Below are 14,584 nucleotides of genomic sequence, written 5' to 3' on the forward strand. Positions count from 1 at the left end.
CTCTGACCTGCGTCAAGGCGTCGGGTCGAGGGCCGGCTCGCGCTCCGGCCGCGCCCGCGCGGCGCGGGGGAGCAGCAGCGGGGTCGCGAGGACGAGGACGCCCGCCCCCGCGATCGCGAGGCGGGGGCCGGTGAGGCCGGCCAGCACGCCCCACAGCGCGGTCAGGCCCGCCATCGTGAGCTTGCCGGTGACCGACCACGCGGAGAGCACGCGCGCGACCCGGTCCGGCGGCGTCCGCTCCAGGCGGTGGGTGGCGAGCAGCGGGGTGAACACGCCGATGCAGGTGATCAGGCCGAACTCGACGGCGATGACCAGGGCGATCCCGGCGGCGCCGGGCTGGACGAAGGCGAGCCCGAGCAGCCAGCACGCGCGCAGGGACCCGGCGGCGAGCATGACCCGGCGCCGCCCGAACCGCGCGACGAGCGGGCCCGCCAGGCGCGACCCGATGAGGCCGCCGGCGCACGGGACCGCGAACGCCAGGGCGTACTGCCAGGGCGCGAAGCCGAGGCGGCCGAGCATCAGGACGGCCAGCACCGGCGCGGTCGCCACGATCAGCCCGTTGACGAGGATCACGTTGAGGAAGAGCGGGCGCAGCACCGGATCTGTCAGGATGTGCCGCCACCCTTCGAGCAGGTCCCCGGCCCGCAGGCGGGTCCCGCGGGGCCGCGGACGCGGCTCCGTCCCGCCGATCGCGCGGATGCCCGCCGCCGACAGCAGGAAGCTGACCGCGTTGGCCGCCACGGTCGTCACCGGTCCGAACGCTCCGATCGCGGCTCCGCCGAGCGGCGGCCCGAGCATGGTCGCGGTCCACAGCGTCGACTCGAACCGCCCGTTGGCGGCGAGCAGGTCGTCCGGCCGGACGAGCGCCTTCAGGCAGGCGCCGCTCGCCGCCGTGAAGGCGATGTCGGCCGCGCCGACGAGGATCGACACAACCACGAGTTGGCCGAAGGTGAGCGCGCCGAGCGCGTAGGCGGCCGGGACGGTCAGCAGCGCGGCGCACCGGACGAGGTCCATGGCGATCATCACCGGCCGCTTGCGGCGCACCTCGATCCAGGGTCCGAGCGGCACCGCCAGGGCGGCCCCCACCAGCAGCCCCGCGGCGGCCAGCAGCGACACCCGGGCCGGTCCCGCGTCCAGCACCACGATGGCGATCAGGGGAAATGCGTCGAACGCGAGATACGTCCCGAACGTGCTCGTCGCGTAGGCCGCCCAGAGCCACCCGAACGGCCGTCCCAGCGACCGGCTTGTCCCCATAGGCCCGCGCACCCCTCCCCGCACCGACGTCGGCCCCAGGGATCCAACCGGGCGGCGGGCGGATGATCAAACAACCGCCGGTGGGCCGCCACAACCACGGGTTGTCGCCGCTAGCGTGGCGGGGTGGATCTCAACGCCGTGCGCACCTTCGTCGCCGTCGCGGACGCGGGCCGGTTCCAGAGCGCCGCCGACGACCTGTCGATCACCCAGCAGGCCGTGTCCAAGCGCGTCGCCGCGCTGGAGTCGGACCTCGGGGTGCGGCTGTTCACCCGGACGCCGCGCGGCGCGCGGCTCACCATCGACGGGCAGGCGTTCCTGCCGCACGCCCGCGACCTGCTGCGGGCCGAGGAGCGGGCCGCCGCGTCCGTGCGCCCCGGCCGCCGGGCGCTGCGCGTGGACGTGATCGGGCGGCGGCTGGAGCCGGCCGGGCTGCTGCGCGGCTTCCACCGCGCCCACCCCGCGATCGAGCTGGACGTGGTGACGCTGTTCGACCTGGACGCGGCGATCGCCGCCGTCGAGGACGGGACGATCGACGCGTCGTTCCGCGCCGTCGTCCCGTCCGCCCTCCCGGGAGGGATCGAGGCCGCGCGGGTCCGCGACGAGCCGGTCCAGCTCCTCACCGGGCCGGGCCACCGGCTCGCCGCCGCCCGGTCGGTCGGCCCGGACCGGCTCGCGGGGCACCGGATCTGGATGCCCGCGCTCGTCCCCGGCACCGAATGGGCCGCCTTCTACGACGACCTGGCCGCCGCGTTCGGCATCGCCATCGACACGGTCGGGCCGCACTTCGGCACCGAGCCGCTCCTCGACACGATCGCCGACTCCCCGTCGCTGGCGACCTTCGTCGGCGAGGGGACCCGCCTCGTCTGGCCCGTGGACGACGACCTGCGGCGCATCGCCGTCCACGGCCCGACCCCCGTCTACCCGCACTCGCTCGTCTGGCACACCGGCAACCCGCACCCGGCCCTCGTCCGGCTCCGCGACCATCTCACCGGCTCGTACACCCCCTGCCCCGACGGCTGGACGCCGGCCTGGGCTGGCGGCCTCAGCGGCTGAGGCGCTGGTAGCGGCGGACCGCCAGCGGCAGGAAGACCGCCGTGATCACGACCGGCCAGACGATCGCCATCAGCAGGGCGTGCTGCTCGACCCAGGTGCCGCCGACGGCGGCCGGGTTGCCGAACAGCTCGCGGGACGCGGTCACCGTCGCCGACACCGGGTTCCACCGCGCGACCGCGCCGAGCCAGTCCGGCATGAGGGACGGCGCCACGAACGCGCTGGAGATCATCGCGAAGGGGAACGCCACCGCGAACAGGCTCCCGGCGGCCTCCTCGTTCGGCACCAGCAGCCCGAGCAGCACGCCGATCCAGATCAGCGCGAAGCGCAGCAGCAGGAACAGGCCGAACGCGGCGAGGGTGTCCAGCACACCGCCGCCGGAGCGCCAGCCGATCGCCAGCGCGGTCAGGGCCAGCACGAGCAGGTCGAGCGTCGCGCCGATCAGGTCGCCGACGCCGCGTCCCGTCACGACCGCCGAGGGCGCCATCGGCATGGAGCGGAACCGGTCGGTGACGCCGCGCGAGCTGTCGTACACGACGACGTACGCGGTGTTCATGAACCCCATCGCCATCGTCATCCCGAACATGCCCGGCATCAGGAACTCGCGGTAGTCGCCGCCCCCGGGAACCGACATCGCGCTGCCGAAGACGTAGCCGAACAGCAGCACCGAGACGATGGGGAAGCCGAGCTGCCAGGCGATGTTGCTCGGCTGCCGGACGTAGTGGGTCAGGCCCCGCAGGACGATCGTCCAGCAGTCCGCGGCGGCCCAGTAGAGCCGCGCGCCGGCGCCTTCGCCGGCGGCGGTCCCGCCGTGAACGCTCATGCCTCCACCTTCACCTTCGTGTCCTCGGCGGGGTGCCCGGTGAGGCGCAGGAACACCTCGTCCAGGGTCGGGCGCCGGAGCCCGATGTCCTCCACCGCGATGCCGTCGTCCTGGAGCGTGCGGGCCACCTCGGTCAGCGCCGCCACCCGGTCGGTGACGGGCGCGTGCACCCGCGCCGCGCCCTCGTCGACCAGCGGCTCCGCGGACGCGACCCGGGCGACGACGGCCGCGGTCGCGGCCAGGGTGGCGGGATCGCGCACCACGACCTCGATCCGGTCGCCGCCGATCAGCCGCTTCAGCGAGTCGGGCGGGCCGTCGGCGATGACCCGGCCCCGGTCGATGACGGCGATGCGCCCGGCGAGCTGGTCGGCCTCGTCCAGGTACTGCGTCGTCAGCAGCACGGTCGTGCCCTGCTCGACCAGCGACCGGACCGATCCCCACACCTCGTTCCTGCCGCGCGGGTCGAGGCCGGTGGTCGGTTCGTCGAGGAACAGCACGTCCGGTGTCAGGATCATGCTCGCCGCGAGGTCGAGCCGGCGGCGCATCCCGCCGCTGTACTCCTTCACCCCCTTGTCGGCGGCGTCCAGCAGGTCGAACCGCTCCAGCAGCTCCTCCGCGCGCTCGCCCGCGCGCTTCTTGCCGAGGTGGTACAGGCGGCCGAACATGCGCAGGTTCTGCCGGCCGGTGAGGACCTCGTCCAGCGCGGCGTGCTGCCCGGCCAGCCCGATCCGCCGGCGCACCCGCCGGGCCTGCGCGGCGACGTCCAGGCCGGTGACCCGCGCCCGGCCGCCGTCCGGGCGGACGAGCGTGGCCAGGATGCGGACGGCGGTGGTCTTCCCGGCGCCGTTCGGCCCGAGCAGGCCGTAGACCATGCCCCTCGGCACCGCGAGGTCGAAGCCGTCGAGCGCCCGTTTCTCCCCGTACACCTTGCGGACCCCCTCGGCGAGGATCACGTCCTCCGGCATGCCGCCTCCCTAGTTTGCGTATGCCATACGCGAATTAGAGTACACCATACCCAAAGTCCGGGCCGCCGGTCCGGCGGCGTGGTTGTAGCGTCATGTCCATGACGACGGAGCACGACGACGCCCGCGACCTCGGAAGGAGCCTTGAGCTGCTGTGGGGCGACCGGACCCGCCCCCCGCGGGGCCGCCCGGCCACGCTCAGCCTGGACCGGATCGTCGCGGCCGCCGTCGAGGTCGCCGACGAGCTCTCCCGGACCGAGGGGCTCGACGCGCTGTCGATGCGCTCGATCGCGACCCGCCTCGGCGTGGGGACGATGTCGCTCTACCGCTACGTCCCCGGCAAGAGCGAGCTGCTGGACCTCATGCTCGACCACGTCGTCGACTTCCCCGAGGAGGCCGCGCAGCCGGACGGCCGGACCTGGCGCGAGATCCTCACGGCCGACGCCCGGTACCACTGGCGGCTGTGCCTGGACCACCCCTGGTACCCGTTCGTGGACCAGAGCCGGCCGCTCCTCGGCCCGAACGGCCTGCGCGGCCTCGACCGGTTCCTGCGCCTGCTGCGCCCGTTCGGGCTCCCCGACCGGACGCTGATGATGATGATCAGCACCCAGGTCGACTACGTCGAGGGCGTCGCGCGCCGCTACATCAACGAGCGCCGCGCCGAGGCGCGGACCGGCGTCAGCAACGAGCAGTTCTGGCGGGCCCAGGAGCCGACCCTGACGGCCGCGCTCACCAGCGGCGACTACCCCACCATGGCCGACCTCTCCGAGGACACCTTCGACTTCTCGTTCGAGGAGCTCTTCGAGTTCGGCCTGACCCGCCTCCACGACGGCTTCGCCCGGCTCCTCGACGAGCACGTCAGGTGACGAAGCCTGCTTCGAACGGCCGGAGCCGTCCGAACTGTCGGCGCCGGGCGCGAGCATGGGCCCATGGGTGACGGAACGGCAGTCCACGAATGGCTGGGCGGCCTGGACGCGCAGGGCCGCGGCCGGGCCGAGGAGCTGTCCGCGCTGGTCCTCTCCGCCGATCCACGGCTGGAGCAGGCGATCAAGTGGGGACGGCTGACCTTCACGACGGCGGACGACTGGCATCACTGGTTGTGCGGCATCGCGGTGACCAAGAAGGGGGTCAAGCTGGTCTTCCACAAGGGGGCGTTGCTGGAGGATCCGCAGCGCGTCCTCACCGGCTCCGGGCGCTACGTCCGGGAGGTATCGGCGGAAGCGGCACTGCGGCAGGCCGAGGACACGGTCGCCTTGGTGCGCAGCGCCATCGCACACCAGACCGACATGCTGGAATGACGCGCCGACGAGTAGAAAGTAAATAAGCTAACTGCCATAATCATCGCCATGCTGGACGTGGAGCTGGTGAAGGCGCTGGCCAACGACAAGCGGCTGCTGATCCTGGAGTGGCTGCGCGACCCGGAGCGGCACTTCCCGCCGCAGCGGGACGGCGACCTCGTCCGGGACGGGGTCTGCTCGCTGTTCATCGCCCAGAAGCTGGGCGTGAGCCAGCCGACCTGCGGCGAGCACCTGCGCGTGCTGTCGCGGGCGGGGCTCGTCCACGGCACGAAGATCAAGCAGTGGGTGTTCTACCGGCGGGACGAGGACCGGATCGCCGAGGCGAAGGAGGCACTGAGCAGTGAGTGGTGAGGGCGGAGCGGGCGTCACCGCCGCCGAGCGCGCGGACCTGTACGAGCGGCTGATCGCGGACCTGGACGCGGCGGGCGCGCGCTACCGGCTGATCGACCACCCGCCCGAGGGGCGGACCGAGGTGGTCAGCGAGATGCGCGGCCACGACGTCGCGCACGCCGCCAAATGCCTGGTCGTCATGGTCAAGATCGGCAAGAAGCAGAGCCGGTACGTGCTGGCCGTGGTGCCCGGTGACGCGCGCCTCGACCTGCAGGCCGTCAAGGCCCTGCTGGACGGCACCTATGTCGCCTTCGCCGGTCGCGACAGGGCCGAGGAACTGGCCGGCAGTGTCAGCGGCACCGTACTGCCGTTCTCCTACAACCCCCGGCTGGAGGTCGTCGCCGATCCGGCGCTGCTCCAGGCGCCCGAGCTGTTCTTCAACGCCGCGCGGCTGGACCGCTCGATCGCCCTGGTCACCGACGACTACCTGCGTCTGGCCTCGCCGCGCATCGCCCCCATCACCGCCCCCTGATGACCGCCGCGCCCGGATTCCTCCCCGGTTTCCGCGTCGCCGGCGCGATCTACGTCGTGGTTCACGGACCGCGGCGGACGGCCGTCTGGGACGCGTAGACGATGATGTTGTCGCGGTAGCTGCCCTTCCCGCGGTCGAACGGGCCGCCGCAGGTGACGAGGCGGAGGCCGGCGTGGTCGAGCGGGCCGTAGACGCGCCGGGTGGGGAACCGGTCCTTGGCGACCCGCTCCACGGACTCGACGGTGAACACGGCCACCTGACCGTCCGCCCGCTTCACCTCGACGCGGTGCCCCGGCCTGACGCGGCCCAGGTCGTAGAAGACCGCGCCCCAGTTCTTGGAGTCGACATGGCCCAGGATCACGGCGGCGCCGCGCTCTCCGGGGGCCGGCCCGCCGGTGTACCAGCCGGCCTCGTCCGGCCGGTCGGCCGACGGGACCTGCACCGAGCCGTCCGGTGCCAGGCCGAGCCTGGTCAGCGGCGCCCGGACGCCGATCGACGGGACGGTCACCTCGACGGGCAGCGAGCGGGGCAGCACCGGCCCGTGGTGATCGACCGGACGAGGCGTCGCCGCCCACGCGGGCGGCTGCGGCGGACCCCCCGGACCGCGCAGCCCCAGCCCCACCACGAGAAGGCCACCGGTCAGCAGAACCAGCGCCACCACCCGCAACCCGACCTTTCCCCGCATACCTCTCTCACCCGCTCGACGAGATTTCCCTTTGGACGGCCACCGGACGCCGGTCAGGACGCGGCCGCACCGCCCCGCCGCCGGACGGCCATCGCCCCGAGCCCGGCCCCCGCCAGCAGCAGGACGCCCCCGCCCGCCAGGAGGGCGGTGTCCGGGCCGCCGGCGCCGCCGCCGAAGCCCGTCCCGACCCCGCCGGTCGGGGTGGCCTTCGTCTTCGGGTGCGCCTTGCCGTCCACGATCTCGATCTGGCCGGTCGACCGGTGGGCGCCGCACCTGACCAGCACCGTGTAGGTGCCGGGGACGGTGTCGTCCTTGACGGTGGCCAGGCCCGCCCGGCCGTCGACCTCCTCGGCCCCGTTCAGCGGCACCGCCCCGCCGACGAACGCCAGCGAGCCCGCCGTGCCGTCGGTCGCGCACTTCTTGCCGACGACGGTGACCTTGCCGCCGGGGTGGGCCTGCCCCGGCTGGACGAGGACGTCCCCCGGGTCGGCCATCGCGGGCGCGGCAAGACCGATCGTCATCGTTCCGAAGACGAGACCGAAGACGGCCGCCTTTCCGAGTCGCATGTTCTCTCCATTACGACACGGCGGCTTACCCGACTTTCAGCCCTGGAACCGTGCCCCCCTATACCTCAATACGATGAAGCCGGCCCCAGTTTGGTTCGAACCCTTTTCCCACACGGAGATCAAAACGCATGATCAGAAATGCACACCAAAAGTTGGCGTGATAGCCATCACATTCCCCCTTCCCCGCACCGACCCGACCTGGAGCGGCGCCGGTGTCGCAGGCGGCTGGTGTACTGGGAGTGGTAGCGGCGGCGCAGGACGGGCAGGTGAGCCGGTGATGGCGGACGACGCGCGGCGCGACCGGGTGATCGCGGAGTGCCTGGCGAAGCCGGGGGCCGCGGAGGACTACCCGTTCGGTGACGAGGTGGCCGTGTTCAAGGTGGCCGGCCGCATGTTCGCGCTGGTGCCGCTGAGCGCGGAGCCGGGGAGCGTCAGCCTCAAGTGCGACCCCGACCTGGCAGCCGACCTGCGCCGGCGCTACAGCGCGGTCGCACCCGGCTACCACCTCAACAAGCGGCACTGGAACACGGTGACCCTCGACGGCTCGGTGCCCGGCGAGGAAGTGCTGGAGATGATCGACCACTCCTACGACCTGGTGGTGGCGCGCCTCACCAAGGCGCAGCGCGAAGCGCTCACCTGAGTCGGGCGGACGCTGCTTCAGCGGTGCCGTTCGGCTACTTCCATGGTCCAGTCGTAGAACGTCACGGGGTCGCCGAGCGCGTCTTGCAGGCCCGGTTCGACGATCGGGGCGTTGGCGGCGGTGAGCAGGTCGAACAGGCCGAGGAAGGTCCATTCCCAGACCATGGCGTCGAAGTTGTAGGCGAGCATGAGGGGAGCGAGCCGCCGCCGTATGCGCGTGACCTCGTCCGGAGGGAACCCGGCTTCGCGTAGCCGTTCGAGGGTGGCGCGCTCGTGTTCGGGGTCGAACGAGGTGTCGAGGAACGGTTCGAGCAGATCATCCCAGGTGTCGGGACGGGATCTCCGGGCGATGCCGTGCCGATGGCAGAACGCCTCCAGATCGGCCGCCTGGTCATGGGGAACGAACAGGGTCTCGCCCTGGGTCGTGCGGATTTCGGGCCGGACGGCCTTCCAGTCGGCGTCACGGATCCGCGCGGGCGTGACCATTCCGCTGGGGTGGACGGTGGCGCCGCGGAAGTCGTAGCGCCGAAAGCAGATGTGGTCCTCTTCGAAGCTGACCTCCACCCGTCCCAAGCTACCAATTGGGCCTTTCCCCGCCTTCACCTCGTCACATAGGGTCACCTTGATCAACATGCGGGAGGCCGACCGAATGGACGAGGCGCAGGCGATCGCCCTGGTGGTGAAGAGGATCAGGTCGCGCAACCTGGATTACCCCACCGACGGACTGGTGGCGGATCGCTACGAGGGCGGCTGGTGCGTGTACGCGTCGGTGGACGTCGACGAGAGCGACCCCGTGGCGTTCCTGGAGATGCCGGTGGGGCGGTTGGTGTTCCTCGTGGGGGAGACCGGCCTCGTCGAAGAGGTGTCGTCCTCGGATCCCCCGCCGAATGCCCAGGAACGCGTTCCCCGTCCTCCCCGGGCCGGGCTGAACGCCGACGAGTACATGGAGGAGTTCGCGCAGTGGTTGGCGGAGGACGGGCCGGACGATCGGCGGGCCGTCGACGACTTCGCCATCGTCGGCCGAGGCGACAGGGATCACGAGAACGAGGTCGGTGTCGAGGCCGCGCAGCGGATCGAGCCGATCGTGCAGCAGTTGGCCCTGCTCGGGCCGCACGGGTGGCGGTGGCTATGGGCGGATTTCGCGTTCACCGTCTCCGCCGAGATCTCCCACCTGCGGTTCTCGTCCCATCAGGGTTCGGTGGTCGTCCCGGTGCCGGAATCGGTCGCCGAACTCGTCCGCGACCAGCGGGACGCCGCGGCGCACATGCCGGCCGGGCCGTGGTGGCGGCTGATGCTGACCGTCACCGACCACGGTGAGACGACCGTGAACTACGACTACGGCGACGGCCCTTTCCCGCACGACCGCCTGCTCGCGCCCGAGCACTACGGCAACGACCTGGACACCTATCCGCGCCCGTACGTGGCGGCGTGGCTGGCCCGCTACATCGAAGGCCCCGACGCGTACTGACGCCGAACCCCCCGGTCAGCGGCCGGCGGTCTCCCACCACTCCAGATGGGCCGCCGCCTGCGCAACCGGCTCGATGATCTCCCAGACCTCGGCGACCAGCCCGTCCTGAACCCGCAGGACGTCGACGACCACGATCTCCGGACCGCCGGGCAACCCGCGCCGTGAGTGCATCACCACGCGGTCGCCGTCGGCCAGCACATGCAGGATCTCGACCCGCATCCCGGCGAGCGGCCCGAGCGCGTAACGCAGGGCCGCGAGCCATTCGACCCTGTTCCTGGTCGAGTCCGGCCGACGGTGGACGAAGTCATCGCTCAGGTACTTCCCGAACGCGTCGACATCGCCCGTCTGGATCAGTTCCGCCAGCGCCCGCTGGACGAAGTTCTTGATTTCTGCGCTCATGGACGCAGTGTTTCCGGAGGCCTCGCGGATTGTCGATGAAATGCCATTTCATGGCGTCCCGAGCCACGATGAGTACCCTCGGTATCCGTGCACACCATCGGGGACCTCCTGCGGCAGTGGCGGCATCGCCGGGGGCTCAGCCAGCTCGATCTCGCGATCGCCGCCGACGTGTCGGCCCGGCACGTCAGCCTGGTCGAGACCGGAAAGACCAACCCGAGCGCCGCCATGGTGTCGCGGCTCGCGGACCAGCTCGACGTGCCGCTGCGCGAGCGCAACCGGCTGCTGCTCGCCGCCGGCTTCGCGCCCCGCTACACCGAGCGTCCGCTTGACGGCGGCGCGCTCTCGGCGGCCGGCGACGCGGTCGGAAGGGTGCTCCGCGCGCACGAGCCGTACCCGGCGCTGGTCTTCGACCGCCACTGGAACATCCTGATGACCAACCGCGCCGTGGACGCGTTCCTCGCCGAGGTCGACCCCGAGCTGCTCGGCCCGCCGATGAACCTGGTCCGCCTGGGGCTGGACCCGCGCGGCTTCGCCCGTCTGGTCGTCAACCTGGCCGACGTCCGCGCGATGTTCCGCCGCCGCATCAGGCGCCAGCTCGCCGCCGCCCCCGACCCCGGCCTCACCGCGCTCTACGAGGAACTCCTCGCCCCCGGACCCGAGGAGCCGGGCCCCGCGGTCGACTCCGACGTGGCCATCCCGATGATCATCCGTCTGGACGGCCGGAAACTGCGGCTGTTCTCGACCATCACCACGTTCGGCACCCCGATGGACATCACGCTGGACGAGGTCGCGATCGAGTCGTATTACCCGGCGGACCCCGAAACCGCCGCCTACTTCACCGACCCGGCGACGACCCCGGTCCGTGAAGCGTAGGCCGGGAGGCGGAACGCGCGCACCGCCGATCGCGTCCTAGTGCCAGGGAGGTTTCGGGCGATGTCGCACACCATCTTCGTGACGAAATGCTTGGTTTTCGGCGGGCTACTCACCCTGGTCGGCGTGTTCTACCTCGGGGTCATGATCTTCACGTGGGATTGGGCGGCCTGGCCGGTCCTCCTCCTGTTCTTCATTCCGGCCCTTCTCTTCTTCGGCATGGCCTATCTCAAGGAGTACTGGTTCTGACGGACGCGCGCCGTCAGGCCGGCGGGTTGGTGTAGACGCGGCGCGGGGTGATGAGCACGGCGGCGCGCCGCTCCTCCGCCATCACCCGGTCGTAGGTCTCCCAGTCGTCGTGAGTGCCGCCGGCGGCCACGAAGACGTCCCGCAGCAACAGACGGAGCGCTTCGCCGTCGATCTCGGGACGCGGGTCGTCGGGGCCGATGAGTTCGGCCTCTCCCTCGACGGCCGCCCAGCGCCAGCCCGCCCGGGCGACGATCGTGATCCGGGGGTCGGCGCGCAGGTGGGCCAGCTTGCGGGAGCCGCCGGTGGCGACGAACCCGACGACCTGATCCTTCCGCACCGGATGGTCCAGCACCCCGGCGTTGACCACCGACGACTGCACGCCGCCATCGCCCCGCAACGTGCTGACCACGCACAAACCGTGATCGAGCGGCACCAGTTCGGCGAATACGGATAGGTCTGTCACGCTGGGCCGCCTCTCTCCAGGCCGTCAACTGGCGACTCCATTGTCCCAGCACGCAAGACCCCTCCCGCGCGCGGGCACCGTTCAGGAGGAAGCGGCCACGTCGTGGGCGGCCTGGGCGAAGGCGCGGACCCGTGCGGTGGCGGCGTCGGCCCGCCACAGCAGGCCCCATCGCAGCGGCGGGGCGTCGCTGATGGGGATGTAGGCGACGTCGGGACGACCGTAGTAGCGCGTGGCCTGGGCGCCGACCGGGAAGGCACCGTGGCCGGCGCCGATGAGGGTGAGCATCTCGTTGAACGTCGAGGCAGAAGGGCCTGGTTCGATCGGCCGTCCCGCGGGGGTGACGCGCGGAGTGCGGTCCTCTCGCAGCGAGACGGGCAGGGTGTCCGGTAGCTGGAGCAGCTTCACCCTCGCCAGATCCTCCAGCGTGATCGAGCTGCGGCGGGCGAACGGATGCTTCGACGACACGGCGAGCGAGCGCGCTTCGGACACCAGCACGGGACCGGTGACGATGTCCGGCTCGTCGATGGGGAACGTGCCCAGCGCGAGATCGACCTGGCCATCGCGCAGCCAGGGCATCAGATCGACCATCTGCGCCTCGCGGAGCCGGACGTCGCAGTCCGGGAGGCGGCGGCGGAACAACTCGGCGGCTCCGGCGAGCAGCTGCCCGCCCGCCGCACCGACGAAGGCCGCCCGCAGGGCGCCGGTCAGGCCGCGGCCGGCGTCGATCGCCCTCGCGAACGCCTCGGCGATCTCGTCCCAGGCGGGCCGGACCTCCTCGTACAGCCGCCGGCCCACCGCGGTCAGCTCGACCCGGCGGCTGGTACGGACGAACAAAGGCACCCCCGTCCGGCGCTCCAGCTTGGCGATCGTCTGGCTGATCCGGGCGGTGGACACGTGCAGGCGCTCGGCGGTGCGGCCGAAGTGGAGCTCCTCGGCCAGGGTCAGGAACGCCTCCAGCTCGTGACGTTCCAGCATGACACCTCCATATCGTTAACTTCAGCTTCACGATTCTTGCACAGGGCCGCATTGATCGGCCCCTCCCGCCGGACGAGGGTGGAACGTGCCAACCAGCGCTGTGACCTGCGCTCTCCACCCGAGATCGGACCACAATGATCAGTAAGCTCCACGACCTGCGCACCGTCGTCCGCGGACGGGTCCTGCTTCCCGGCGACGACGGTTTCGACCAGGCGCGGCGACCCTGGAACCTCGCCGTCGACCAGGCCGTTCCCGCCGTGGTCGAAGCGGCCGACGCCGCCGACGTCGCGGCCGTCGTCCGCTTCGCCCGCGACCGCGGAACGGCCGTCTCGGTCCAGCCCAACGGCCACGGCGCCACCACGAACCTGGACGGCGCCGTCCTCCTGCGCACCCACCGCCTGGACTCCCTCCAGATCGATCCGGTCGCCCGGCGCGCCCGTGTCGGCGCGGGCGTGTCCTCGGGCGGCCTCCAGGCCGCCGCGGCGCCGCACGGCCTGACCGGCCTGCCCGGCAGCTCCCCGGTCGTCAGCGTCACCGGTGTCGCCCTCGGCGGCGGGCTCAGCTGGTTCGGCCGCACCCACGGCTGGGTCGCCGACAGCGTCACGGCCTTCGACATCGTGGACGCCGAAGGGCGGCAGCGGCGCATCACCGCCGACACCGACCCGGACCTCTTCTGGGCCATGCGCGGGGGCGGCGGCTCCTTCGCGATCGTCACCGCCCTGGAACTCACCCTCCACCGTGCGCCGCACCTGTACGGCGGACGGATGCTGTGGCCCATCGACCACGCCCCCGACGTCATGGACGCCTACCGCCGGCTCACCGCCACCGCCCCCGACGACCTGACGCTCTGGCTGGACCTGCTGCACTTCCCCGGCTCCGACCCCATGATCGCCGTCGATGCCGCCTTCCTCGGCCAGGCCGCCGCGGCATGCGACCTGCTCAGCCCGCTGGACCGCCTGCCCCGTCCCGTCGCCGACAGCAGACGGCCCATGACGGTCGCCGAACTCGGCACCATCACCGCCGAGCCCACGGACCCCGGTGCGGGCTCCTCACGCGCCGAACTGCTCACCGGACTGGACGACACAGCGGCCGAAATCCTGCTGGCCGACCCGATCGCCCCGCTGCTGAATGTGCAGATACGCCACCTGGGCGGCGCGTTCACCCACCCGTCCGACAGCCCTCACGGCCCATTGACCGAGCCTTATGCGCTCTACATGTTCGGCGTGCCGGCCGACTCGCCGACAGCCGAGGCCATCACCGCGAAGCAGCGCTCACTCGCCGATGCCCTCCAGCTGAGCGGACGCAAACCCTTCACCTTTCTCAGCCCCGGCGAGACCCCGGCCGACGCCTTCACGCCCGCCGCGCTCCTTCGCCTCCGCGACCTCGAACGCCGTCACAACCCGCACAACACCTTCCGCGCCAACTTCCCCATCTCCGGCTGAACGCACCCCGCGCCGGCGCGTGCGGGCGCGAACGAACGCGCGCCCGGAACGCGATTCCCGCCTTCTCGGGCGCCGTTCAGCGGAGCATCGCCTCCCCGGCGGCTACTTCCACTCGTAGATCTTGGACTCGGTCTTGCCGCTCGCGTCCGCGTCGTACTCGAACATGGCCGCCATGCCGTTGAGGCGCGCGAACCTCTCGGACGTCGTCCGGTAGAAGATCGCGCCGCGGAACGAGGTCGCCCCGTCCTTCAGCAGCCTGCCGGTTCCCGCGCCCTCCCACAGGAGGGTGTCGCCGTCGGCGGACATCGTGCAGCCCTGTCCCTTGCCGCGCAGGACGCCGTCGGCGCCGAGGACCGACACGTACGTCCCCATGTCCACGGTGTCCTCGTCGAGGAGCCGGCCGCGGGACTCGAACGAGACCTCGACCCGGGCCTCGCCCTGCTCGGTCGGCGGCAGCACGCGCGTCCCGGTGACCTGCCCCGAGTCGTGACCGATCTGGTCTCCCATTGCCATCGTCTTCCCCCCTCGAATGGCGAGCACTGGTTCCAGTCGAACACCGCCGCGCCTGGCGGAAGCCCC

The 14,584-nt window shown here is 71.8% G+C and carries 20 protein-coding genes; 10 read left to right on the plus strand and 10 right to left on the minus strand.

All coding sequences use genetic code 11. The features are described 5' to 3' along the window. Positions 1-12: 12 nt before the first annotated feature. Positions 13-1,254 (minus strand): MFS transporter, encoded by a 1,242-nt coding sequence (locus tag K8Z49_RS21635; protein ID WP_412520497.1) that lies wholly within the window; start codon positions 1,252-1,254, stop codon positions 13-15. Positions 1,255-1,377: 123 nt separating this feature from the next. Between K8Z49_RS21635 and K8Z49_RS21640 the strand changes: the two genes are divergently transcribed. Then, positions 1,378-2,307, plus strand: coding sequence for a LysR family transcriptional regulator (locus K8Z49_RS21640; protein ID WP_075020665.1), 930 nt, complete (start codon positions 1,378-1,380; stop codon positions 2,305-2,307). Here the strand turns inward: K8Z49_RS21640 and K8Z49_RS21645 are convergent. Next, entirely contained in the window at positions 2,297-3,127 is an 831-nt protein-coding gene (locus K8Z49_RS21645; protein WP_412520499.1) for an ABC transporter permease, read from the minus strand. The two genes, K8Z49_RS21640 and K8Z49_RS21645, sit on opposite strands and share 11 nt — an antisense overlap. Beyond that, complete coding sequence (locus K8Z49_RS21650; protein ID WP_021595234.1) at positions 3,124-4,092, minus strand: daunorubicin resistance protein DrrA family ABC transporter ATP-binding protein; 969 nt, start codon at positions 4,090-4,092, stop codon at positions 3,124-3,126. Before K8Z49_RS21650 ends, K8Z49_RS21645 begins: the two co-directional genes overlap by 4 nt. A gap of 98 nt (positions 4,093-4,190) precedes the next feature. On the opposite strand from K8Z49_RS21650, the gene K8Z49_RS21655 reads away from it, so the two are divergent. From K8Z49_RS21655 to K8Z49_RS21670, 4 genes are all read left to right on the plus strand, one after another. Further along, positions 4,191-4,955 carry a TetR/AcrR family transcriptional regulator gene (locus tag K8Z49_RS21655; protein WP_024936139.1) on the plus strand — a complete coding sequence of 255 codons (765 nt, stop codon included), beginning with the start codon at positions 4,191-4,193 and terminating at the stop codon, positions 4,953-4,955. 63 nt (positions 4,956-5,018) lie between these two features. Further along, the gene (locus K8Z49_RS21660; RefSeq protein ID WP_021595232.1) at positions 5,019-5,387 is read left to right on the plus strand and encodes a DUF1801 domain-containing protein; all 369 of its coding nucleotides are present in this window, start codon (positions 5,019-5,021) and stop codon (positions 5,385-5,387) included. Between the two features lie 48 nt (positions 5,388-5,435). After that, complete coding sequence (locus tag K8Z49_RS21665) at positions 5,436-5,738, plus strand: ArsR/SmtB family transcription factor (protein ID WP_021595231.1); 303 nt, start codon at positions 5,436-5,438, stop codon at positions 5,736-5,738. Next, a complete protein-coding gene (locus tag K8Z49_RS21670; RefSeq protein ID WP_218163618.1) occupies positions 5,728-6,249 on the plus strand; it encodes a YbaK/EbsC family protein in 522 nt (173 codons plus the stop codon). The genes K8Z49_RS21665 and K8Z49_RS21670 overlap by 11 nt, the downstream gene beginning before the upstream one ends. Positions 6,250-6,310: 61 nt before the next feature. On the opposite strand, the gene K8Z49_RS21675 is transcribed toward K8Z49_RS21670, so the two are convergent. Together K8Z49_RS21675 and K8Z49_RS21680 are read right to left on the minus strand one after the other, a co-directional pair. Beyond that, positions 6,311-6,934: a class F sortase gene (locus K8Z49_RS21675; protein ID WP_024936140.1), complete on the minus strand. Its 624-nt coding sequence runs from the start codon at positions 6,932-6,934 to the stop codon at positions 6,311-6,313. 53 nt (positions 6,935-6,987) lie between these two features. Next, a complete protein-coding gene (locus K8Z49_RS21680) occupies positions 6,988-7,500 on the minus strand; it encodes a hypothetical protein (RefSeq protein ID WP_075020662.1) in 513 nt (170 codons plus the stop codon). 277 nt (positions 7,501-7,777) lie between these two features. On the opposite strand from K8Z49_RS21680, the gene K8Z49_RS21685 reads away from it, so the two are divergent. Continuing rightward, positions 7,778-8,140, plus strand: a complete 363-nt coding sequence (locus K8Z49_RS21685; protein ID WP_075020661.1) for an MmcQ/YjbR family DNA-binding protein — start codon at positions 7,778-7,780, stop codon at positions 8,138-8,140. 17 nt (positions 8,141-8,157) lie between these two features. Here K8Z49_RS21685 and K8Z49_RS21690 read toward each other — a convergent pair whose 3' ends face one another. Next, complete coding sequence (locus K8Z49_RS21690; RefSeq protein WP_075020660.1) at positions 8,158-8,703, minus strand: hypothetical protein; 546 nt, start codon at positions 8,701-8,703, stop codon at positions 8,158-8,160. A 67-nt stretch (positions 8,704-8,770) separates the two neighbouring features. Here K8Z49_RS21690 and K8Z49_RS21695 point away from each other — a divergent pair, with 67 nt between their 5' ends. Then, entirely contained in the window at positions 8,771-9,607 is an 837-nt protein-coding gene (locus K8Z49_RS21695; RefSeq protein ID WP_075020659.1) for a hypothetical protein, read from the plus strand. A 15-nt stretch (positions 9,608-9,622) separates the two neighbouring features. Here the strand turns inward: K8Z49_RS21695 and K8Z49_RS21700 are convergent, their stop codons facing one another. Then, a complete protein-coding gene (locus tag K8Z49_RS21700) occupies positions 9,623-10,006 on the minus strand; it encodes a nuclear transport factor 2 family protein (protein ID WP_021595223.1) in 384 nt (127 codons plus the stop codon). Between the two features lie 87 nt (positions 10,007-10,093). On the opposite strand from K8Z49_RS21700, the gene K8Z49_RS21705 reads away from it, so the two are divergent. Together K8Z49_RS21705 and K8Z49_RS21710 are read left to right on the plus strand one after the other, a co-directional pair. Then, on the plus strand, positions 10,094-10,879 hold the full coding sequence (locus K8Z49_RS21705) for a helix-turn-helix domain-containing protein (protein WP_412520500.1): 786 nt from the start codon (positions 10,094-10,096) through the stop codon (positions 10,877-10,879). A 60-nt stretch (positions 10,880-10,939) separates the two neighbouring features. Beyond that, positions 10,940-11,125, plus strand: coding sequence for a hypothetical protein (locus tag K8Z49_RS21710; RefSeq protein WP_021595221.1), 186 nt, complete (start codon positions 10,940-10,942; stop codon positions 11,123-11,125). Between the two features lie 13 nt (positions 11,126-11,138). On the opposite strand, the gene K8Z49_RS21715 is transcribed toward K8Z49_RS21710, so the two are convergent. Both K8Z49_RS21715 and K8Z49_RS21720 read right to left on the minus strand, forming a co-directional pair. Next, positions 11,139-11,588, minus strand: a complete 450-nt coding sequence (locus tag K8Z49_RS21715; protein ID WP_412520501.1) for a TIGR03618 family F420-dependent PPOX class oxidoreductase — start codon at positions 11,586-11,588, stop codon at positions 11,139-11,141. Between the two features lie 81 nt (positions 11,589-11,669). Continuing rightward, a complete protein-coding gene (locus K8Z49_RS21720) occupies positions 11,670-12,563 on the minus strand; it encodes a LysR family transcriptional regulator (RefSeq protein ID WP_075020656.1) in 894 nt (297 codons plus the stop codon). A 134-nt stretch (positions 12,564-12,697) separates the two neighbouring features. Here K8Z49_RS21720 and K8Z49_RS21725 point away from each other — a divergent pair, with 134 nt between their 5' ends. Then, entirely contained in the window at positions 12,698-14,005 is a 1,308-nt protein-coding gene (locus K8Z49_RS21725; protein ID WP_412520502.1) for an FAD-binding oxidoreductase, read from the plus strand. A 102-nt stretch (positions 14,006-14,107) separates the two neighbouring features. On the opposite strand, the gene K8Z49_RS21730 is transcribed toward K8Z49_RS21725, so the two are convergent. Beyond that, positions 14,108-14,518 (minus strand): hypothetical protein, encoded by a 411-nt coding sequence (locus tag K8Z49_RS21730; RefSeq protein ID WP_143118342.1) that lies wholly within the window; start codon positions 14,516-14,518, stop codon positions 14,108-14,110. Between the last annotated feature and the right edge of the window lie 66 nt (positions 14,519-14,584).

It is taken from the genome of Actinomadura madurae (genome assembly GCF_047130825.1).
GTDB lineage: Bacteria > Actinomycetota > Actinomycetes > Streptosporangiales > Streptosporangiaceae > Spirillospora > Spirillospora madurae.